Source organism: Archangium gephyra (assembly GCF_049060025.1).
Lineage (GTDB): Bacteria > Myxococcota > Myxococcia > Myxococcales > Myxococcaceae > Archangium > Archangium gephyra_A.
In genome coordinates this window covers 8,315,144-8,336,179 of sequence record NZ_JBMEQQ010000002.1, presented here as the reverse complement: position 1 = coordinate 8,336,179, position 21,036 = coordinate 8,315,144, and the positions used below count along the sequence as shown (strand labels likewise).

Genomic DNA, 21,036 nt, shown 5'->3' with positions numbered 1-21,036 from the left:
CCCCATGAGACGAGAGCAGCCTCTCCAGATGACCGGCCGCATCGCCGCGCTCGCACTGGCGCTCCTGACCCTTCCCTTCCTCTCCTCCTGCTTCGAGCCCACCAGCGTCCAGTGCCCCTCCGGCCTGTTCTGCCCCGCCGGCCAGCAGTGCGCCGCCAGGCAGGACGTGTGCCTCAAGACGGACTGTGGCGACGGCATCGTCCAGCAGGGCGAGGCCTGTGACGACGGCAACATCGTCGACGGCGATGGCTGCAACCGGACCTGTACCTCCATCGAGATCTGCGGCAACCAGATCGTCGACGTGGCCCGCGAGGAGGTCTGCGACGACGGCAACATCCTCGACAAGGACGGCTGCAGCGCCAACTGCAAGTCCAGCGAGCTGTGCGGCAACGGCACCGTGGACCGGTCCGTGGGCGAGGTCTGCGACGACTTCAACACCCGCTCGGGTGACGGCTGCAGCGCGGACTGTCTGTCCCTGGAGCTGTGCGGCAACGGCTACACGGACACCGCCAAGAACGAGAAGTGCGACGACGGCAACAACGAGAGCGGCGACGGCTGCAGCTCCGACTGCAGGTCCCAGGAGAGCTGCGGCAACGGCTACAAGGACACCGCCAAGGGCGAGGTCTGCGACGACGGCAACAACGTCAACACCGACGGCTGCAGCTCCGACTGCAAGTCCAACGAGACGTGCGGCAACGGCATCAAGGACGTCTCCGTCGGCGAGTTCTGCGACGACGGCAACAACGTGAGCGGCGACGGCTGCAGCTCCGACTGTCTGTCCGGCGAGGGCTGTGGCAACGGCGTGCGGGACCCGGAGGAGCAGTGCGACGACGCGGGCGAGTCCGCCACCTGCAACGCCAACTGCACGCTGCGCATCTGCGGCGACGGCGTCCTCAACCGCACCTCCGGTGAGCAGTGCGACACCCGGGGCGAGTCGGCCACCTGCAACGCCAATTGCACGCTGCGCAGGTGCGGCGATGGCATCGTGAACTCCACCGCCGGGGAGCAGTGCGACAACGGCACCACCGCCAACACCGCCTCCTGCGACAACGACTGCACCATCCCCTACTGCGGTGACAGCCACGTCAACGGGGCGCTGGGAGAGATCTGCGACACGGGCGGAAACAGCCCGACGTGCAACGCCAACTGCAAGCCCCACATCTGCGGCGACAAGTACCTCAACACGGTGGCGGGCGAGCAGTGCGACGATGGCCCGAACTCCCCCTTCTGCGACAACGACTGCACGCCGCCCCAGTGCGGTGACAGGACGCTCAACACCGCGGCGGGCGAGCAGTGCGACGACGGCAACACCCTCAACGACGACGACTGCCTCGGTACGTGCCAGCCCAACGTCTGCGGCGATAGCCGGGTCAACGTCAACGGCCCCGCGCGCACCGAGGCCTGCGACGACGGCAACACCACCAACGAGACCGAGTGCGCCTACGGCATCCGCGACTGCACCTACTGCAACGCCACCTGCACGGCCCCCCTCCCCCTCACGGGCCGCTACTGCGGTGACAACTTGAAGAACGACCCGAGCGAGAAGTGCGACGACGGCAACAACGTCACCGAGGCCGAGTGCCCCTACGGCCAGGCGAGCTGCACGGCCTGTGACGCGGCATGCTCGGCGTCCCTCTCCCTCACGGGCCGCTACTGCGGCGACGGCGCGATGAACGACCCGAGCGAGGTGTGCGACGACGGCAACAAGGTCACCGAGTCCGAGTGCAAGTACGGCGAGCCGACCTGCAACGTGTGCAACAACGACTGCTCGGCCTCCCTGGCCCGCACGGGCCGCTACTGCGGTGACGGCGCGAGGAACGACGCGAGCGAGTCCTGTGACGACGGCAACACGATCAACGAGACGAGCTGCGCCTACGGACAGGAGAGCTGCACCACGTGCAACGCCACCTGCTCGGCCTCCCTCTCCCTCACCGGCCCCCACTGCGGTGACGGCACGAGGAACGGCCCCGAGACGTGCGACGACGGCAACAAGACCGACGAGACGACGTGCCCCTACGGCCAGGCGAGCTGCACCACGTGCAACTCCACCTGCACGGCTCCCCTCAACCTCACCGGCCCCGTCTGCGGTGACGGCATCCGCAACGGCCCCGAGGCCTGCGACGACAGCAACACGGTCAGCGAGACGAGCTGCGCCTACGGCCAGGAGAGCTGCACCGCGTGCAACGCCACCTGCACGGCCGTCCTCAGCCTCACCGGCCCCCACTGCGGTGACGGCATCCGCAACGGCACCGAGGTCTGCGACGACAACAACAAGACCGACGAGACGTCATGCCCCTACGGCCAGGCGAGCTGCACCACGTGCAACTCCACCTGCACGGCTCCCCTCGACCTCACCGGCCCCGTCTGCGGTGACGGCATCCGCAACGGCCCCGAGTCCTGCGACGACAACAACACGGTCAGCGAGACGGCGTGCCCCTACGGTCAGGAGAGCTGCACCACGTGCAACGCCACCTGCACGGCGCCCCTCAACCTCACCGGCCCCCACTGCGGTGACGGCATCCGCAACGGCACCGAGGTCTGCGACGACAACAACAAGACCGACGAGACGGCGTGCCCCTACGGCCAGGCGACCTGCACCACGTGCAACTCCACCTGCTCGGCCGTCCTCAGCCTCACCGGCGCCTACTGCGGTGACGGCATCAAGAACGGTACCGAGACCTGCGACGACAGGAACACCAGTAGCTGCGGCACCTGCGACAACACGTGCACGAAGTTCCAGCTCTCGAAGGCCACCGGCACCATCACCATCCGGAGCGGCTCGGGAGGCTGGGACATGCGGGATGGCGATACCTTCTCCATCAACGACGGCCTGAGCATCCCGGCGATCTTCGAGTTCGACAAGAACGGGAACACCGCGGCCTCGCGCATCCCCATCTCCATCACGGGCACGTCCTCCGCGAACCAGGTGGCCTCGGCCATCTCGACGGCCATCACCGGTGTCTCGGGGACCTCGCTCGAGATCACCACGACGGTCTCCGCGAACGTCGTGACCCTGACGCACAAGCAGGCCGGCTCGTTCGGCAACCAGCTCATCATCAAGACGTCCTCGAACAACTCCTCCACGAACAACAACCTGCTGGTGACCGGGATGTCCGGCGGCGGCGGCTTCGACTGCCCGGAGAACACCCGGTGCCTGACCAGCCAGGACTGCGACCCGAGCCTGGTGTGCGGACTCAGCAACACCTGCGTCGCGCCGTAGCCTCACCGCCGAGGTGAGAACCGCCGGCCCGGCCTGGCGCTCGTCACGAGAGCGCGCCAGGACGTGGCCGGCGGTTCCGTTTCCAGCTCACCCGCCAGGCCCGTGGAAGCAGGTTCTTTCAGGGGTGTTCCGGCCGCGCGGCGTGCCGGGTGGTCCAACAATCGGACCAGTTGCTCCCCATCGCGGCCGGAACCTCCCCCCTGACCGGACCTCCCCCTCCTGGCCTGGTCCATCGCGGGCCTTCCCGGGCACGTTTCAGGTGCTCCGGCCACCGGGGATGCCAGTCCGTGAGCAGCTCGCCTTCACCCGGCGGCCTTCGCGAAGGCCCGCACACAAAGACAGCGGGCGGCCCTCCTCGTGGAGAGCCGCCCGCCTTTCAACCCATCCTGTTCACCGGGACTACGGCTTGGTGTAGCTGATGCTCAGGTTGTAGCTGCCCGAGCTGTAGCCGCGCACCATGATGAACGCGCTGGTCTGGCCCGCGGGCACCGTCACATCGCACGTCTCGGCGGCGCCGGAGAGGTACGGACGGCAGGCGTAGCTGGAGGTGGTCGGCTGGGCGCCGAAGCGGACGTAGAGGTCCGGGTCACCCGAGCCCGTCATCACCACCTTGAACTTCGTGCCGGGCACCACGCTGTACCCACCGAAGTAGTCGTTCTCGCCCGAGACCACGGAGCCGCTGGCCGTCTCGGTCACCGGACCGCCGCCACCGCCGGTGCCCGCGGTGAACGAGCCCTTGAGGCTCATGCCCGAGGCGGCCGAGTAGCCGTTGATCTTCACGTAGTAGGTGCCCACCTGCGGAGCGGCGATGGTGCAGGTCTCCGTGTTGCCACCCGCGTACGGACGGCAGTCGTACGTGGTGCTGGTCGGCTCGGAGCCGAACCGCACGTACATGTCGCCGTCACCCGTGCCACCGCTCAGGTTGAACACCAGGTTGGAGGAGCCCGCGGGCACCGCCAGCGTGTAGGTGCAGCTCCAGGCGCCAGCGGCCGCGGAGATGCCGGTCACGGTCACGCCGTTGGAGAGCGCCACGGACGACGTGCAGGGCGGCGGCGGCGGGGGAATGTTCCCGCCCACGCCCACGGCCTCCCACGCCTGGGTGACGGAATCCTTCTCCGCGGCGCCAGTGCCGTAGAGCACCTCGGCGGCCTGCTGCGTGTACGCCTTCGCCTGGGCGAAGTTGGTGGAGGCCGTCATGTAGTCCACGTTGGCCTTGTAGAAGATGGCGCCGGCCTTCTGGATGCCGATGCCCGTCACGTTCACGGTCGTCTTGTTGCGCGGGTGCGTGCCGCCCGTGGACAGCAGCTTGAACGCCAGGTTGGCGATGCCCGAGTTCCAGTGCACGCCGCCGTTGTCGGAGCTGCCCGTGTAGCGCTCGGGGTAGTAGTCCGTGGAGGAGCCATCCTGCGTGGGGTTGCCCATGTAGCGCAGGGCGTCGCCCGGGGTGTTGGGCGTCCACACGTCGTCGCCCACCATCCAGATGGGCGCGTCCATCACCCAGTTCTTGGTCCACGACTCGCAGTAGGCGCCGAAGATGTCGCTCATGCCCTCGTTGAGCGCGCCGGACTCACCCGAGTAGGTGAGGTTGGACTCGGAGCTGGTCACCGCGTGCGTCAGCTCGTGCACCGTCACGTCCAGCGACTTGCCCAGCGGCGCGGCGTCCACGCCGTTGCTGTCGCCGTACACCATCTGGGTGCCGTTCCAGAAGGCGTTGGTGTAGCTGTTGCTGTAGTGCACCGTGCTGCGAAGCTGCGCGCCCGCGTTGTTGTACGAGTCGCGGCCGAAGTTCACGTTGTAGCAGTCGTACGTGGTGCCCAGGTGGGTGTAGTTCTCATCCACGTGGGAGTCGCCGGTGGCGGCGGCGCCCTCGGAGCGCTTGAGGGTACCGGGCAGCGAGGTGCCGTTGTTGGCCGAGTACACCGCGCGGTTCTTCGCGGAGTGGATCTCCGAGTGCGTGGCCTCGACAGCGCCGCTCAGCGCGTTGACGAACACGAGGTCGCGGATGGGCAGGTCCGCGCCCTCACCCGTCACCATCACCTCCCAGGCCAGCTTCAGGCGGCTGTCCTTCTCGGAGCGGACGTACACCAGGCGGGCGTCGCCCTCGGAGGCGAGGCGGCGGCCCACGGTGTTCTCCAGGGCGGCGATCCGGGCGGCGTCACCGGAGATGCGCGCCACGGCCGGAACGACCAGGCCGTCGCGGGCCGAGCCGTTGGCGGCGTAGACGCGGCCGTCCTGATCCACGTGCACGACGAGCTCACCGCCCACCACCGGCAGCCCGTTCTTCGTCTGGGCATAGCGGATGTGGGTGTGGCCCTGCTCGTCCACGCGGGAGCTCCTCACCAGCAGATCCGAGGCCTGCAGGCGGAAGATGGGGGCGATGCGGGTGAGCGCGTCGCTCACGCTGGCGCTCGCGTCGCGGGCCGAGAGGCCCTGCAGCGGCTGGCCGGCCGAGCCGAAGTCACCGCGCACCATGAAGGGCACCACGCCATCCTCGTGCGTGCCGAGCACCTGCGCGCCGGGGATGACGCTCAGCGCGGCCTTCACGTCCGAGGACGAGAGGGTGTCGACGTCGCCGGTGTTCTCCTTCACCGACTCGTCCGAGCCTTCCACCGCGCAAGCCGCGAGGGGCAGCGCGAGAAGTGCAGCCAGAATGCGATTTCGAACCAAGGGGGGACCTCCTGCTGGCCGATGGCGAAGATGCCACCGCAGCCGAGGCTCCTCCTCAGCACGAGTCGTGCCGTTCCCTGAAACCACGCGCTCCCCGTCTCACGCTCATTTCCCGAGAGAACGCACTGGAGCATGCATGTCCCAGCTCCCGCGCCCCGTCGTGTAACCGCCCTTGACAGGAAATGGCCCAAGGGCGCGAAATGATTGCCGTTGCAAGCATTCCACTCGCTGTCCTGATTCCGGTCACTTGCGGGGCAAGCGGGTCCTGTTGCACCCCTGCCTCCCCGGGGGACGAGGCCCGCGTGGCCGCCTCAACATCCGGCCCTCCCAGTGATTCCCGGGCCGCCCCCCGAGCAGGCGTGACACGCCCGGGTGACAGAGGGAGGCCCACGCGCCAAGGTGGCTGATTCATTTGACTTTCGAGGCGATGCGGAAGAATTGAAGCGTCGCTTCACCCCCCTCAGCCTTCACAGGTCTCCATGACGTCCTTCGTCCTCCTGGCCCAGATGGGCCACAACGAGCAGCTCGGTTGGCTCAGCCGCAAGCTGCTCGGCGTGACGCTCACCAGCGCCGAGTGGGTGCTCTGGGTGCTGGTCATCCTCTCGGTGCTGTCCATCGCGCTGATGCTGGAGCGGGCCGTGTACTTCGCCACGCACCGGCTGCCCAACTCCGAGGAGCTGGCCGTGCGGCTGGCGCGGGGTGAGCTGGACGCCGTGCGCACCGCGGTGGGCAAGCACAAGGGCATGGAGGCCGCCGTGCTGCGCGAGGCGCTGGCGTCGGTGGATCAGGGCGCGGACACGGTGGAGCAGGTCATCGCCTCCACGGTGGCCCGTGAGCGCCCCCAGTACGAGCGCTACCTGTCCTTCCTGGGCACGCTGGGCAACAACGCGCCCTTCATCGGCCTGTTCGGCACGGTGCTCGGCATCATCAAGGCCTTCAACGACCTGGGCAGCATGGGCGCCAAGGGGGCCTCCATGCAGCAGACGGTGATGGCCGGCATCTCCGAGGCGCTGGTGGCCACGGCGGTGGGCCTGGCGGTGGCCATCCCCGCGGTGGTGGCCTTCAACGTCTTCAACCGTCAGCTCAAGACGCTCACCTCGCGCACCAACGCGCTGGGCCATGCGCTGGTGGGCAGCCTGCGCGCCCAGCGCGGCGGAAGCGCCCCGCGCGCCGTGGCTTCGGAGGCTCGCTAGCCATGGCCGGCGGCGCGCAGGACAACGACGAGGAGATCACGGGCATCAACGTCACGCCGCTGGTGGACGTGGTGCTGGTGCTGCTCATCATCTTCATGGTGACGGCCAACTTCATCGTCCGCGAGACGGTGGAGGTGGACCTGCCCCGGGCCGCCAACGGTGGCGAGACGGTGCAGGGGCTCGTCAACGTGGTGCTGGACAAGCAGGGCAAGCTCTTCTTCGACGGCGCGGAGGTCAGCGAGGACGAGCTGCGGCGCAAGGTGGTCGAGTCGCTGGCGAAGGACAAGGAGACGCGCGCCATCATCAGCGCCGACCAGACCCTGCCGTACGGCCGGGTGATGCGGCTCATCGACGTGGTGAAGGGTGAGGGCATCGCGAAGTTCGCGCTCAACATCGAGAAGGACGTGGCGCCCGCGGCTGCACCCGCGGCGCCCTGAAGGGTGTCCCAAGGCCATGAGCCAGGCCGCGCTCGACACACCCGTGCCCGCCCGCCGCGACTCGTCGCGGGCGGTGCTGCTCTTCCTGCTGGTATCCCTCGGGGTGCACGGCGGAGGCTTCTTCCTGCTGTCGCGGATGCAGGAGCGCACGCTGCCTCCGGTGCAGCGCCCGGTGGAGCTGGTGATGGTGGAGGTGGCCCGGCCGCATCCGCCGCCCCCGCCCAAGGAAGAGCCCAAGGAGGAGCCCAAGCCGCCTCCGCCCAAGCCGAAGGTGGCGCCCAAGCCGCCGCCGGTGAAGGTGGCCCAGGCCGAGAAGCCTCCCCCTCCCCCGCCGCCCGACGCGGCGCCTCCGCCTCCCAACGACGCGCCTCCGCCCGAGCAGCCCTCCAAGCCGGTACCCCTGGTGGTCGGCATCTCCATGTCCTCCACCACGAGCGCGGGCGGCTTCGCCGCTGCGGTGGGAAACACCGTCTATGGCAAGACGGGGGACAAGGCCGCGGACCCCAAGGACGTGAAGGCCTACGCGGCGCCCAAGTACGTGCCGGTGTACCAGGTGGACTCGGAGCCCAGCGTGGCCTCCGAGGTGAAGATTCCCTACCCCGACGAGGCCCGGCGCGCGGGCGTCGAGGGCACGGTGACGCTGTCCATCACCATCGACCATGAGGGCCGCGTGGTGAAGGCCACCATCGTCAGGGGACTCGGCTATGGGCTGGACGAGGCGGCGCGCACCGCGCTGATGCGCTTCCGCTTCAAGCCGGCCATGAAGAACGGCGAGGCCGTCTCCACGGAGATGAAGTACTCGTACACGTTCGTGCTGGACTGACAGGCGGCCCCGGGACGAGGCGTCCACCCCTGGACGCCCCCTGGGGCCCCCCTGCCTGGACGCTCCGGCCTCCGGTGTAGAGTCGCCCCACCTACCGCCAAGGATGACGGATGACGCTCTCCGCCGAGGACCGTTTCAACATCGAGGTCATCAAACTGCTGCTCCAGGCCGCCTGGGTCGACCGGGAGATCACCAAGACCGAGCGCATGGTCGTCCTGGGCCTGGGCCGGAGCTGGAGCGTGCCCGAGGCCGAGTTGCACGCGCTGATGGACCGGCTGGACATTGGCGGCACCATGCCCGAGCCCGACCTGGAGGTGCTGCGCACCCGCCCGGATGAGGTGCTGGAGGCCGCACGGGCCCTGTGCGTCTCCGACGGCAAGCTCGCCGAGGGAGAGAAGTCCATGCTCGAGCGCATCACCGCCCGGCTGGGCGTGACGCCGTAGGCCACACCCGGAGTACGCACGGCTCAGGCCACCGCGGGCTTCTCGGCGGGGGCCAGGTGCACGTCGATGCTCTGCGTGCCCTTCACGCCCAGGAACGTCTCCACGTTGCCCTTGCCGCCCGGCTCGAAGGTGATGAGCTGCGTATTCGAGCCGAGCTTCGCCTCGATGGTCAGCTTGCTGCCGCTGGCGGTGTACGTGGCCTGCGAGGCGCGGGAGCCGTTGAGGGTGACCTTGGCCTTGCCGTCCTCGTGCAGCTTCAGCGTGAGCGAGAGGTCGCCCTTGTAGAAGACCGTGTCGATCTTCCCCTTGAAGGCCGCCTGGGAGGCCGTGAGGTCGATGAACTCGCCGCTGCCCACGTTCACGAAGAACATCACCTTCGCGAAGATGTGCAGCTTGCTGCCCGCCGCGGTGCCGCGTCCGATGAAATTGCGGAAATCGACCATGGTCTCCCTGTCCGGTGCCGACGTGTGAGGCGGAGCGGATGCCCCGGTTCCCCGCATCGTAACAGCGTGAGCCCCTTCTCCCCGCTGGGCTTTCGCATGAGCCGGACGGACAGAACGTGGACTGGCCGACAAGGGAGCGGCCACGCTGACGGCTACTGGGCCGGGACGAGGAAGTCCTTGATGACGGCCATGTGCTGCATGTTGGTGGCGCCGCTGTCCGCCGCCAGCGCGGGGGAGATGTCCGAGAGCGGCGAGTACACGCGCGTGTCCAACACGAGGCCCGCGCTGAAGGAGCTGGAGCCGATGACGGTGGCCGTCTGGTAGGCGCGCAGGTCCGCGTCCACGAGCACGTGGTCGTACGGTTTGGCTCGGCTGGCGTTGGTGTTGGTGTTGCCGTTCCTGTCCGCCGGGTACGGGCTGCCGGTGGTCACCACCTGGGAGAAGGTGCTGAAGGCGCTCTCGGTGCGGGTGCCGGTGTTGAAGTCACCGCCGATGGCCAGGTAGTCGCCCGCGGGGACGAGCGACTTGATGCGCGACACCAGGTTGGTGGCCTCGTTGTTGCGCGTGGTGGCATCCGAGGTGAGCAGGTGCACGCTCACCACCCAGAGATCCCGGGGGCCGGGGATGTCGATGCGCGCATAGGCGAAGTCGCGGTTGGAGACGTACGGGTCATCCCACTCGCCCGAGGCGACGATGGGCCAGCGGCTGATGATGCCGTTGGGGATCTGCGCTCCGGCCTCGCGGTAGTAGGAGAAGCTGGAGCCGAAGGCGGTGTTGACGAAGTTCCGGATGGCGGTGGCCGAGTTGTCGCCGTAGTTGAACTCCTGGATCATCACCACGTCCGGCTTCGTGCCCTGGAAGATGCGGGTGCCGTGGCCCGGGTCGTAGCTCTGGTAGTTGCCGCTGGAGATGTTGGCGGCCATCAACCGCACCCGCGCGGAGACGAGCAGGGAGGGGTCGGGGTCGGTCCCGGTCTCCGGCTGGGGCTCGGCCCGCGGGGCCTCCTGCTGCGGAATCTCCGGCTGGGGCTCGTCCTGGGTTCCCTCCGTGCCGGCGCCGCACGCGGAGAGCGAGAGGGTGAACAGCGACAGCAGAAGCCTGGACCCGAAACGGGCCATCTTCGAGGGGGGGAAGCTCTGGAGCATGGGTTCCATCCTGTCCGCGGGAGCGCGGCGCGATGGGAACCCCAAGCTGCCCGCCCGGCAAGCAACAGCCCGGTGACATGGGACGAGGGCCACACGGTTCCCGGGTGGTCCCTCCCCCATGCCGCGTTGCGCTACGCCTCAGTTGGACTCAGCCGGTTCGGGCTCCGGCGCCAGGGACGAGCAACTGACGCGCACCGCGTCGAGGCGCCCGTACAGGCCATGCGTCTCGGCCTCCGGGCCCGCGGTGAAGAACAACGTATCGGTGGGCTGGTTCGCCACGCCGCTGCCGAAGCTCAGGCCCCACAGGCCGTCGATCTTGATCGTCCTGCCATCGGGCCGCTCCAGCCGCCCCTCGCAGTGGCCGGTCTGGGGGTCGTAGACGTTGATGATGCCGTCACCGAAGTTGCCCACCAGGAGCTTGCTGCCGAACTTGCCGAAGCTGGCGGGAGCCAGTGCCAGGCCCCAGGGCGCGTTCAGCTTGCCGCGCGAGATGAGCCGCCGGACGAGGCGGCCATTCGCATCGAAGATGTTGACGTAGCCCAGCCCCTTGCCGGTGACCGCCTCCTCGCGGGCCGAGTCCTGCCGCGCGTAGGTGACGTAGAGATTGCCGTTGATGTTCTGGATGCCGAAGGGCGCGAAGCCCGGCGGGAGGAACGGGTCGGAGAACGACCCCGGCAGCGTCGCGGGCGCGAAGGAGCTGTCGAAGACGTCGATCTTCCCGTTGTGGAAGTCCGTCGCGTACAGGAAGAAACCCGTGCCATTGGCCGCGAGGGCGAGGCCCTTGTAGTTGGCGCCGGAGCCGGAGTTGTCCACGACGGTGAAGGAGTGGGTGAGGTCCACGGCCGGAGCCCAGGCGGTGATCGTCCCCTGCTCCGTGGCGAAGATGAAGAAGCTGGTCCCCGAGGACTCGCCCCGGGTGACGACGAACTGGCCGGAGCCGTTGAAGACGATGCCAGTCGGCCTGCCGGGGCCGGGCTCCCCCTCGGGAGGCGGAACGGTCACGACGAGGGCGTTGGGAACGCCATCCCCGTTGTAGAGCGTGGAGACGCCGGTCCCATTGTCGTTGACCCAGACGAGGCCGAAGGGGTTGAACGCGATGCCCCACGCGTTGACCAGGTTCGGGTCGACGTTCTCGGCGAACCCCGCCCTGTCGGCGACGAGGTTGCGTTGCACGTAGGCATTGGGCTGCTTGCAGGAGTTGGAGTTGTCGGCGGAACTGGCCGCGGGCACCAGGGAAGCCGCGAGCGCCAACGCCAACGCAGGGCTCCGCCAGGAGCCCGATAGGAATGAAGCCTTCATGTGTGTCCCCCCCTCGCGAGGCCACCAGGGCGGCGGCCTCGTCGGACGGGAACGTGGGGGTAGACAGGATGGGCAACAACCCACCCCGGCGGCCGTGACCGCCGAGCACTGCCCATCGCCCCCAGCGCCCCCGGGAGCCCCCCACGCCGCGCCTGACCGCACGCCTGGAGCCCGGACGGGCGAACGAAGGCCCGTGCTTGTTCCCCTGTCCCCGAGTGCACATCTCGGATTCGTTGACGGCTGCGTGGGAGCGGCGGGTCTTGGACCGCCCGCGGCCCGACAGGGGAGCGACGAGCGATGCGACGAGCAATCGTGGGCGTGGGACTGCTGTGGGGGCTGGCTGGCTGCGCGGGGGTGCAGCAGGTACCGCCCACCGAGGAGTTGGTGGACTCACAGGTCTCCATCCGCCAGGCGGAAGAAGCCGGGGCCGCGACGGTGCCGGATGCGGCGCAGCACCTGCAGTGGGCCCGGGAGCAGACGAGCGAGGCCCGCCGGCTGCTCGAGCACAACGAGCGGGACAAGGCGGCGCTCTTCCTGAGGCGCGCCGCGGCGGACGCGGAGCTGGCCCTGGCCCTGGCGCGCGAGGCGCCGGCCCGGGCGGAGGCCGATCGGATCCTCCAGCAGGTGCAGCAGCTCCAACAGGGCACGGTGCAGTGACAGCCACACGCGACGGCGCGTCGAGGAATCGATAGCCGTGAGGAGAAGGTCATGCGGGGATGGAAGCTTCTGACGTGGGGCGTGCTCGGGGCCGCCGTGTTCGCGGGGTGCGCGGCCACCACGCCGCGAGAGCTGCTGGATGCGCGGTATGCCTATCAACGGGCCTCCAGCGGGCCGGCGGCGCAGTTCAGCCCGGATGCGCTCGTCGAGGCGCGCGATGCCCTCAACGAGGCCAACCGCGCCTTTGAACGGGAGCGGGACTCGGAGAACACGCGCACGCTGGCATACGTGGCGCTGCGCAAGGCGCAGATCGCCGAGTCGCGCGCCCGGGCCATCGTGGCCGAGCAGGAACGGGCGGCGGCACAGCAGCAGCTCGCCATGGCCCAGACCTCCGATGCCATGCGGACGCGGCAGGAGCTGGACCGGGCCCGCGCCGAGCTCGCCGAGGCCCAGCGCCTGCGCGCGGAGGCGGAGCAGCGGCAGACGCAGCTCCAGCAACAGCAGCAGCAGGAGGCCCAGCGGATCGCCGAGAAGCAGAAGCTGGACCAGGCCCGGCAAGAGGAGGAGGAGCGTCAGGCCCGGCTCGCCGAGGCCCAGGCGAAGATGGATCAGCTCAACGCCCAGCTCGAGCAGGAGCGCCAGGCCCGGCTCCAGGCCGAGCAGCGCGCCGCCCAGGCCGAGGCCGAGGCACGCGCCCAGGCGCAGGTGGCCAGCGAGCTGCGCAACATCCGGCAGGTGCAGGTGAAGGAGGAGGCGCGAGGGCTGGTGCTCACGCTCTCCGGCAGCGTGCTCTTCCGCTCGGGGAGCGCGGATCTGCTGCCAGCGGCCAAACGCCGGCTGGACGAGGTGGCCGAGGCGCTGAAGAAGACGCAGAGCCCGCTCGTCATCGAGGGCCACACCGACAGCCAGGGCCCCACGGAGCTCAACCAGGAGCTCTCCTACGAGCGCGCCGGGGCGGTGCGGGACTACCTGGTGGAACGCGGCGTGGACAGCGCGCGCGTCCGCACCGAGGGACGGGGCGAGGAGCAACCCGTCGCGTCCAACAAGAACGCCGAGGGCCGCGCGAACAACCGCCGGGTGGAGATCGTCATCGAGCGCGGTATCGGCGGCGCCGGTGAGCAGCAGCAGCAGCCCCAGCGGTAGCAACTACGAGCAACACCGGCGGAAGACGGGCCTCGCGACGCCTCGCGGCCCTGCTTCCGCCGGTTCGTCCGCCGGGGCTACGGCTTGAGTTTGGCGAGCCATCCCGCGAACCACTCCACGGGCAGCCGCACCTTGCTGAAATCCAGCCGCTGGAGCTCGGCGCCCGAGTAGGTGTTGATCAGGAACAGCTCCCACTGCGCATCCACGTCATCCGCGATCCGGAGTGCCGAGGACTTGTCCCCGCTCCGCTCGAGTTCCTCCTCGTGCACCTGGCAGTACCGGGAGCACCACTCGGCGATCTCTTGATGCGTGTGGGGAGCGGAGTCGGGGTGGAGGCCCCACTGGAGGACTTCGCGCAGCGACTGGGCGGTGAAGGGCTTCTGGATCATGCGCCTCCGGGTGCCAGCCTCTTGGAGAATCCAGTGCTGGGGCCTGCAATGAAAAGGCCCCGCCGCCTGGGAGGCAACGGGGCCTGACACTTCCGGCCAGAGGCCGCGTTACTTCTTGGCCGGAGCGGCGGTCAGCTCCGAGGGGTTGGTGGGCACCTGGAGCTCGCCGGAGACGATCTTCGCGCGCAGCTCCTCGACCTTCTGGAGGGCCTCGGCCTTGCCCGGGAAGTCCACGCGCACGGGGGCGTAGGTGACGCCGCCCTCCTTGAGGCCCAGCGTCACGTCACCGCCCTCGAGCTTGCCCTGGGACAGGTCACGCACGGCCTCGTAGACGCCCAGGTCCACGCGCTTGAGCATGGAGGTCAGCACCGCCTCCGGGGCCAGGTGCGACTGGTCCGAGTCCACGCCGATGACGAACACCTGCTTGCCGGCGGCGCGCGCCTCCTTCACCGCCTGGATGACGCCCAGGCCGTCCGAGCCGGCCGCGTGGTAGACGACGTCCGCGCCCTTGTTCACCAGGTCCTGGCCCACCTGCTTGCCGGCGGCCACGTTGTCGAAGCTGCCCGTGTAGTTCACCAGCACGGTGGCCTTCGGGTTGACGGCGGCCACGCCCGCGCGGAAGCCCGCCTCGAACTTCTTGATGAGGGGCACCTCCATGCCGCCCACGAAGCCCACCTTGTTGTTCTTCGAGGCCAGGCCCGCCAGCGCGCCCACCAGGAAGCTGCCCTGCTCCTCGCGGTACATCACCGTGCGCACGTTGGGCAGCGTGTAGAGCTTGCCGTCGGCGGACACCAGCGGGCTGTCGATGAGCAGGAACTTCGCGTCCGGGTTGCGCTTCGCCACCGTCTCCACGGCGTTCTCGAGCATGAAGCCCACGCCAATGGCCAGGGACACGCCCTCGTCCACCAGCGTCTGCAGGTTGGGCTCATAGTCCTCGGGCACCTTGCTCTGCAGCACCACCGGGGTGACACCCACCACCGGGGCGATGCCGCGCGTGGCCAGGTCCTGCTGGAGCGTCTCCTTCAGCTCCCCCGGGGAGGCGTCCTTGTAGCTGCCGCCCTCCATCTTCTTGCCCGCCCCCCACAGCTCCAGGCCGCGCAGCGCCGAGTCGTTGAAGGAGTGGTCACCGCGGCCTCCCACGTCCGTCACCAGGCCGATCTTCAGCGTCTTCTGCTTCGGCTCGGCGGCGGCGTTGGCGGGAGCGGTCTCCTGCTTCGTCTCCTCCTGCTTCTTGCAGGCGGACACGAGCACCAGGGCGGACAGCAGGGACAGTCGCAGGAAGGAACGGGAAGGAGCCATGGCGCGGCCTCTAGCAGAGCCGCGCCCTCCCCTCAAGCCTGGGACCCGGGGATGTCAGGCCAGGAGGGCCGCGCCGATCAGCCCGCTGTCGTCCCCCAGCTCGGCGTCGGCGATGAGCAGCCCCTCGCGCGAGGTGGTGGAGGCGAACGCCTGCACCCCCTCCACCACGCGCCGCCGAATGCCCGGGCAGTGCGTCAGCACGCCGCCGCCCAGGATGAGCCGCGCCGGGTTGAGCACCGTCACCTGGTTGGCCACGGCCACGGCCAGCATGAGGCTGGCCCGCTCGTAGATTTCACGCGCCTCGGTGTCACCCGCCTCCGCCGCCTGCTCCAGCGTCACCGGCGTCACCCGGGCCGGGTCCCCGCCCGTCAGCTCCAGCAGCACGTGCGAGCGTCCCGTAGCCAACAACTCCCGCGTCTGCGCGATGAGGTTGTGGCCACCCGCGTAGGCCTCCAGGCAGCCCAGCTCGCCGCAGCCGCACCGGCGCCCGTTGGGCACCACCTTGATGTGGCCCAGCTCGCCGGCCACCCCACCGCCGCCGTTCACCAGCCGGCCCCCGGCGATGATGGCGCTGCCCACGCCCGAGCCCACGAACACCGTGTACATGTCCTGGGACCCGCGCCCCGCTCCGGCGTTGAGCTCGCCCCAGGCGGCGGCCGACAGGTCATTCACCACCCGGACGGAGTAGCCCAGCCGCGTGCGGAGCATCTCCCCCAGCGGCACGTTGCGCCAGCCGAGGTTGGGCGCCACCGCCAGCACACCGGAATCTCCGTGGATCTGCCCGGCCGCGCCCACGCCGCACCCCTGCACGGGCGTGCCCGCGGTGTCCACCGCGGCCTTGGCCGCATGGGCAATGGACTCCACCACCGCCGACGGGCTGCGCTCCGTGAGCGCCATCTTGGCGGAGGCGATGATGTTGCCCTTCGCATCCACCACCGCCGCACGGGCGAAGGTGCCTCCCAGGTCGATTCCCAGCGTGGGCATTCTTGGTCCTCCGGTCGGGCAATCAGCCCTTGAGCTTGGAGACGAGAGACGAGACGAGCGCCGCCACTTCCTTGCGCCGTGCCTCGTCCTTGAGGCTCCCATCCGCGTTGAAGGCCTCCATGGCGCGCGGCATGTGCACCTGGGCGGGTAGCACGTGCACGCCCATCGAGGCCATCACCTGGCGCAGGTGCGGCTGCATGCGCGAGGTGCCGAACACGCCCGGCGAGGCGCCCATCAATCCCGCCCACTTCTCCTGGAAGAGGCGCTCGGGCGGACGCGACACCCAGTCGATGGCGTTCTTCAGGCCGCCCGGGATGGAGGAGTTGTACTCGGGGCTGGCGATGAGCAGCCCGTTGGCGCGGGCCAGCCGCTCCCTCAGCTCCTTCACCAGCGGCGGCCAGCCCTTGGCCTCCACATCCAGGTCATAGATGGGAAGCTGCGCGAACACCTTGGGGTCCACGACGTCGACCTCGGCGCCCTGCGCGCGGGCCTCCGCCACGGCGAGGTCCAGCAGCTTCTTGTTGAAACCCCCCGTGCGCAGGCTGCCGCACAGGGCCAGGATGTGAGGAGTCGCCATGGGGCCCTTTCCTAGCTCAGGCGCCGACCTCGCGCTGCATCTTCTCCACCGTGCCCTCGATGAGCTGGCGGATCTCCTCCAGCCGCTCGGCGGTCTTGGCCTCGAAGCGCAGCACCAGGATGGGCTGGGTGTTGGAGGCGCGGATGAGGCCCCACCCGTCCGGGAAGGTCACCCGCACTCCGTCCACGTCCACCAGCGAGTGGCCCGCCTTGCGCAGCGTCTCGGTGGCGCGCTTGACGATCTCGAACTTCTTCTCCTCCACCGTGTCCACGCGCAGCTCGGGCGAGGCGAACGTCTTGGGCACGTCGCCGAGCAGCCCGGACAGCTTCGCCTTCTCGTGGGTGAGAATCTCGAGCAGGCGCGCCGAGGAGTAGATGGCGTCGTCGAAGCCGAAGTAGCGGTTCTTGAAGAAGATGTGGCCGCTCATCTCGCCGGCCAGCTCCGCGTGCTCCTCCTTCATCTTCGCCTTGATGAGCGAGTGGCCCGCCTTCCACATCACCGGCTTGCCGCCGTGCTTCGCGATGTCGTCGTACATGGTGTACGAGCACTTCACCTCGCCGACGATGGCGGCGCCCGGGCTCTCCTTCAGCACGTAGCGGCTGAAGAGGATCATGATCTGATCGCCCCAGAGGATGTTGCCCTGGTCATCCACCACGCCGATGCGGTCGCTGTCGCCGTCATAGGCGATGCCCACCTCGGCCTTCTCGCGCTTCACCGCGGCGATGAGGTCCTGCATGTTCTCCACCACCGTGGGGTCCGGGTGGTGGTTGGGGAAGGTGGCGTCCATGTCGCAGAAGAGCGGAACCACCTCGAAGCCCATGCTCTCGAAGAGCGGCACGGCCACGGCGCCGCCGGTGCCGTTGCCCGCGTCGATGACGATCTTCATCCCCTTGCGGCCCACCTTCACCGTCTGACGGACGAAGTGGTAGTAGGGCGTGTGGATGTCGAACGGGCTGACGGCGCCCGGGGTGGGGGCCGTCTCGAAGTCGCGCGCCTCGATGAGCTTGCGCAGGGCCTGGATCTCATGGCCGTGGAAGGTCGTCTTGCCGGCGCCAATCTTGAAGCCGTTGTACTCGGGCGGGTTGTGGCTGCCGGTGATCATCGCCAGGCCGTCCACCGGCAGGGTGTTGGCGGCAAAGTAGGTGAGCGGCGTGGGGACCACGCCCACGTCGAGCACGTTCAACCCGGTGGAGGTGAGGCCACGGCAGAGGGCGTCGCGGAAGCGCGTGGAGGACTCGCGGCAGTCGCGGCCCACCACGATGGAGCGTCCACCCTTGCGCCGCACCACGGTGCCGAGTCCCTTGCCCAGCAGTTCCACCACCTCGACGGTGAGGTCCTTGTCCACCAGGCCACGGATGTCGTACTCGCGGAAGATATGCGCGTTCATGAGGCTGTTTCCCGAAGCCCTCGAAGGGGAGGCTGGGTCGAGGGCGGCGCTCTTATACACAAGCGCGGGGCGGGGGGGTACCCACGCGGCACCGGCCGTGTAACCCCCTGAGACTCCTGGTGGGCCGGGGACACGGACCGGCCCACCCGAGCGCGGCTACGGGGTGCTCTTCGGGTCCGCCGGATTGCTCCCGGCCTCGCGCTCGTCACCGTCCAGGAAGCCATCCTCGTCCCGGTCGATGCCCATCCGCGTGCCCGAGCCCGGCGGCGTGCAGGTGTACGTCAGCTCCACCCGGCCCGAGCCCGCCATCTGCCGGAGCACCGCCTCCGGGAGCACGGGAAAGTCCTTCCGGTCGGACACGAACCGGCGCGCGCCCGTGTAGAGGAAGCCCTGCTCGTGCCGGCCCTGCTGCGTCTTGGTGATCAGCTCGCACTCCCCCGCGTCCGCCCGGGCCATGAGGAGCTCGAGCCGGGGACCCACCGCCGCGGCGTTGGCGCGGGTGAGCGTCACCTGCTGCCCGACGATGGGCGCCAGGTTGGTGTCGAACGCGAGCATGAAGCTCTCCAGCTTGCGGCGCATGGCATCGCCCTCGGCGTTGGCCGGAAGGCCCGTGACGTTGTCCGGCCCCTGCGTGAAGGCCATGACGCGGTTGAAGCGGAACATGGTGTCCACGCTGCCGTCATGGATGAAGCCAAAGCCTCGCACCTGGTCGCCCATGAACTCGTTGTCACCCGGGTTGAAGATGGGCGTGCGCGGCATGCCGAACATGCCGACCTTCTGGTACATGTTGCGCAGGTGCGGCACCTTGAGCACCTGGGCCGCGAAGGGGAACGCGCTCCGGCCGTCCGAGCCGAAGAAGCCGGGAATCACCGCGTCCGGGTTGGCGTCGGGCTCGATGACGTGGCACGTCCCGCACGAGATGTGGAAGACGATGTTGGAGGGCACGTTGAAGAAGAAGTCGTGCGCCTCCTGCTGCTCGGGCGTCAGGGAGTTGTCGAGCGCCCGGACCGGATTGGGCGGATACATCACCCGCAGCATGAAGTCCGTGAAGGCCTGCATGTCGGCCTCGGGGAGGGGCTGGTCGCGCCCGAGCAGGTCCACGAAGGCCCCGTTGAACATCTTGAACGCGGCATCCTCGTCGAAGGCGCCGCTGTCCGGCTGAGCGCTGGGCTCCTCGTTGCCCTTGGTCCGGTCGCCGCGCCAGTGCATGGGCCCGTGGTTGGCCATGCCGCGCAGACTCTGGGTGGCCATCGGCCCCTTGAGGGGATGGAAGTCCGGGTTGATGATCGGGCTGCCGATGAAGGGGCCGGGGTTGGTCTCCGTCCCGTTGTCCGGGTTGCCCAGGTCCCACGCCAGGCTGTCGAAGTCACCGAAGACGTGGCACGTCGCGCACGACGAGTCACCGTGGCTGGAGCTCAGGGACGCGTCGTACAGGAAGCGCCGCCCCTTCACGATGACCGGAGGCTCGGGGTTGTACATGGCCACGTGGCCGAGCTCCTTACGGCTACGGGTATCGACAATGGAGATGGAGTTGTCGAACCGCGTCAGCACATACAGCCGCTTCCAGCGCTCATCGAGCACCAGTCCCGTGGGCCCACCGCCGGTGAGCGGGACATGGTTGGACGCGCTGGGAACGAAGGTGTCGTTCTCGAGCTCCGCCGTGTTGAAGATGCCCACCTTGTTGGAGCCCAGCGCGGCGACATAGAGCGTCGAGCCATCCCCGCTGACGGCCATTCCCGTGGGCAGTGCCAGGCTCTTCTGGTTCTCCGCGTTGGGAAGCGGCGCGCAGCAGGCGTCGTAATCGATGTGCTTGTTCAGGTGGCGCGGCGTGACCCCGGCGCTGCTCAGCACGGTGATGCGGTTCTCGTGGAAGCGGCCCTGCACCGAGTGGCCCGAGAACTCACCGGCGCCCTCGAAGCGCTTCTCGTTGAAGGCCTCGGTGTTGGAGACGTAGACCTTCCCGCTCACCGGGTTGACGGCCATGTTGTAGAGGATGGTGCCCACCCCGGCGAAGAACCCGGACGGACCCGGGAGCTGCGCCGGAGGGTTGGCCATCGCGTCGATGACGAAGACATCCTTGTCCGGCAGCGAGAAGCGCACGGAGCTGTCCCAGATGCGCTCCAGCTCATCCACCCAGTGGGTGCCGTTGTACTTCACGATGAGCCCCACCTCGGGCTGCGGCAGTCCCTCCACGCTGGTGTTGGGCGCGGGCAGGCCGCCCTTGGCCTCTCCCCCATCCGGCACGAGGATGTGCGAGAGCGTCGTCGTCCGGTTGCCGGAGTGGAAACCCGCGGCGTAGACGCGCGAGCCGTCCGGCGTCACCGCCAGCGAGCGCGGCGTATCGCTGAAGAGGGTCAGGATGGTGCTCGGCATGCCGCTGGCCGGATTCGCGTTGAAAACCCAGACATCCGCACGGCCGATGCCGGGCGTGGTGAGCTGCGGATCGAACGGGATGTTCTGGCCCCGGTGCGCCGTCGTGATGAAGGCGCGGCTGCGTCCCGGCCCCGCGAAGACGATGTCGCGCGGCTCGTCCCCCACGAGCAGGGTGCGGGTGACGCGCCCGCCGTTTCCATTGCCGCTCAGCTCGACGACGCTCACGCTGTCCGAGAGGTGGTTCACCACCCAGACCTCGGTGTTGCTGCGCGCCGCCACGGCGACGGGCTCCAGCCCCACGGGCACCGAGGCACGGTGCGTGAGGCCACCGCCATGAACCCGGAAGATCTCCAGACGGTTGTCCGGGGTGTTGACGGCGAAGAGCAGCTTGCCGTCCGGTGACAGCTCCAGGGGGCGGACCTGCCCACTCTCGAAGAGGGCGAACGAGGACTCCGCGTGCGCGGGAGTCCCCGCGAACAGGCAGACGGCCATGGCCGCGGCGGAAAGCCAGGAGGTCACTGGGAAATACGTGTCGTGGGGTCGGTCCATGAGTCTCC

The 21,036-nt window shown here is 69.0% G+C and carries 16 protein-coding genes and 1 pseudogene; 7 read left to right on the top strand and 10 right to left on the bottom strand.

Annotated features, from left to right (window positions below; genetic code table 11):
• Positions 1-4 precede the first annotated feature (4 nt).
• Positions 5-3,220, top strand: coding sequence for a DUF4215 domain-containing protein (locus ACN28I_RS36570; RefSeq protein WP_420946525.1), 3,216 nt, complete (start codon positions 5-7; stop codon positions 3,218-3,220).
• Positions 3,221-3,619: 399 nt separating this feature from the next.
• Here ACN28I_RS36570 and ACN28I_RS36565 read toward each other — a convergent pair whose 3' ends face one another.
• A complete protein-coding gene (locus tag ACN28I_RS36565; protein WP_420946524.1) occupies positions 3,620-5,887 on the bottom strand; it encodes a M4 family metallopeptidase in 2,268 nt (755 codons plus the stop codon).
• Positions 5,888-6,366: 479 nt separating this feature from the next.
• Here ACN28I_RS36565 and ACN28I_RS36560 point away from each other — a divergent pair, with 479 nt between their 5' ends.
• From ACN28I_RS36560 to ACN28I_RS36545, 4 genes are all read left to right on the top strand, one after another.
• Positions 6,367-7,080 (top strand): MotA/TolQ/ExbB proton channel family protein, encoded by a 714-nt coding sequence (locus ACN28I_RS36560; RefSeq protein WP_420946523.1) that lies wholly within the window; start codon positions 6,367-6,369, stop codon positions 7,078-7,080.
• A 2-nt stretch (positions 7,081-7,082) separates the two neighbouring features.
• A complete protein-coding gene (locus ACN28I_RS36555) occupies positions 7,083-7,517 on the top strand; it encodes an ExbD/TolR family protein (RefSeq protein ID WP_420946522.1) in 435 nt (144 codons plus the stop codon).
• A gap of 16 nt (positions 7,518-7,533) precedes the next feature.
• Entirely contained in the window at positions 7,534-8,340 is an 807-nt protein-coding gene (locus ACN28I_RS36550) for an energy transducer TonB (RefSeq protein WP_420946521.1), read from the top strand.
• Between the two features lie 110 nt (positions 8,341-8,450).
• Positions 8,451-8,783: a TerB family tellurite resistance protein gene (locus ACN28I_RS36545; protein WP_420946520.1), complete on the top strand. Its 333-nt coding sequence runs from the start codon at positions 8,451-8,453 to the stop codon at positions 8,781-8,783.
• Between the two features lie 23 nt (positions 8,784-8,806).
• On the opposite strand, the gene ACN28I_RS36540 is transcribed toward ACN28I_RS36545, so the two are convergent.
• The 3 genes and pseudogenes from ACN28I_RS36540 to ACN28I_RS36530 all read right to left on the bottom strand — a co-directional run bounded on the left by ACN28I_RS36540 (position 8,807) and on the right by ACN28I_RS36530 (position 11,670).
• Positions 8,807-9,226, bottom strand: a complete 420-nt coding sequence (locus tag ACN28I_RS36540; protein ID WP_420946519.1) for a hypothetical protein — start codon at positions 9,224-9,226, stop codon at positions 8,807-8,809.
• 161 nt (positions 9,227-9,387) lie between these two features.
• A pseudogene (locus tag ACN28I_RS36535) lies at positions 9,388-10,288 on the bottom strand (endonuclease/exonuclease/phosphatase family protein); the annotation flags it as partial.
• 221 nt (positions 10,289-10,509) lie between these two features.
• A complete protein-coding gene (locus ACN28I_RS36530; RefSeq protein WP_420946518.1) occupies positions 10,510-11,670 on the bottom strand; it encodes a TIGR03118 family protein in 1,161 nt (386 codons plus the stop codon).
• Between the two features lie 297 nt (positions 11,671-11,967).
• On the opposite strand from ACN28I_RS36530, the gene ACN28I_RS36525 reads away from it, so the two are divergent.
• Together ACN28I_RS36525 and ACN28I_RS36520 are read left to right on the top strand one after the other, a co-directional pair.
• Positions 11,968-12,327, top strand: coding sequence for a DUF4398 domain-containing protein (locus ACN28I_RS36525; RefSeq protein WP_420946517.1), 360 nt, complete (start codon positions 11,968-11,970; stop codon positions 12,325-12,327).
• A 51-nt stretch (positions 12,328-12,378) separates the two neighbouring features.
• Positions 12,379-13,470, top strand: coding sequence for an OmpA family protein (locus ACN28I_RS36520; protein WP_420946516.1), 1,092 nt, complete (start codon positions 12,379-12,381; stop codon positions 13,468-13,470).
• A 77-nt stretch (positions 13,471-13,547) separates the two neighbouring features.
• Here the strand turns inward: ACN28I_RS36520 and ACN28I_RS36515 are convergent, their stop codons facing one another.
• From ACN28I_RS36515 to ACN28I_RS36490, 6 genes are all read right to left on the bottom strand, one after another.
• A complete protein-coding gene (locus ACN28I_RS36515) occupies positions 13,548-13,859 on the bottom strand; it encodes a hypothetical protein (protein ID WP_420946515.1) in 312 nt (103 codons plus the stop codon).
• A 108-nt stretch (positions 13,860-13,967) separates the two neighbouring features.
• Positions 13,968-15,158: a BMP family lipoprotein gene (locus ACN28I_RS36510; RefSeq protein ID WP_420946514.1), complete on the bottom strand. Its 1,191-nt coding sequence runs from the start codon at positions 15,156-15,158 to the stop codon at positions 13,968-13,970.
• A 54-nt stretch (positions 15,159-15,212) separates the two neighbouring features.
• Positions 15,213-16,142, bottom strand: a complete 930-nt coding sequence (locus tag ACN28I_RS36505; protein WP_420946513.1) for an ROK family protein — start codon at positions 16,140-16,142, stop codon at positions 15,213-15,215.
• A 22-nt stretch (positions 16,143-16,164) separates the two neighbouring features.
• Complete coding sequence (locus ACN28I_RS36500) at positions 16,165-16,719, bottom strand: NADPH-dependent FMN reductase (RefSeq protein WP_420946512.1); 555 nt, start codon at positions 16,717-16,719, stop codon at positions 16,165-16,167.
• 16 nt (positions 16,720-16,735) lie between these two features.
• Positions 16,736-18,106 carry a phosphomannomutase/phosphoglucomutase gene (locus tag ACN28I_RS36495; protein WP_420946511.1) on the bottom strand — a complete coding sequence of 457 codons (1,371 nt, stop codon included), beginning with the start codon at positions 18,104-18,106 and terminating at the stop codon, positions 16,736-16,738.
• Between the two features lie 156 nt (positions 18,107-18,262).
• Entirely contained in the window at positions 18,263-21,028 is a 2,766-nt protein-coding gene (locus ACN28I_RS36490; RefSeq protein ID WP_420946510.1) for a hypothetical protein, read from the bottom strand.
• Between the last annotated feature and the right edge of the window lie 8 nt (positions 21,029-21,036).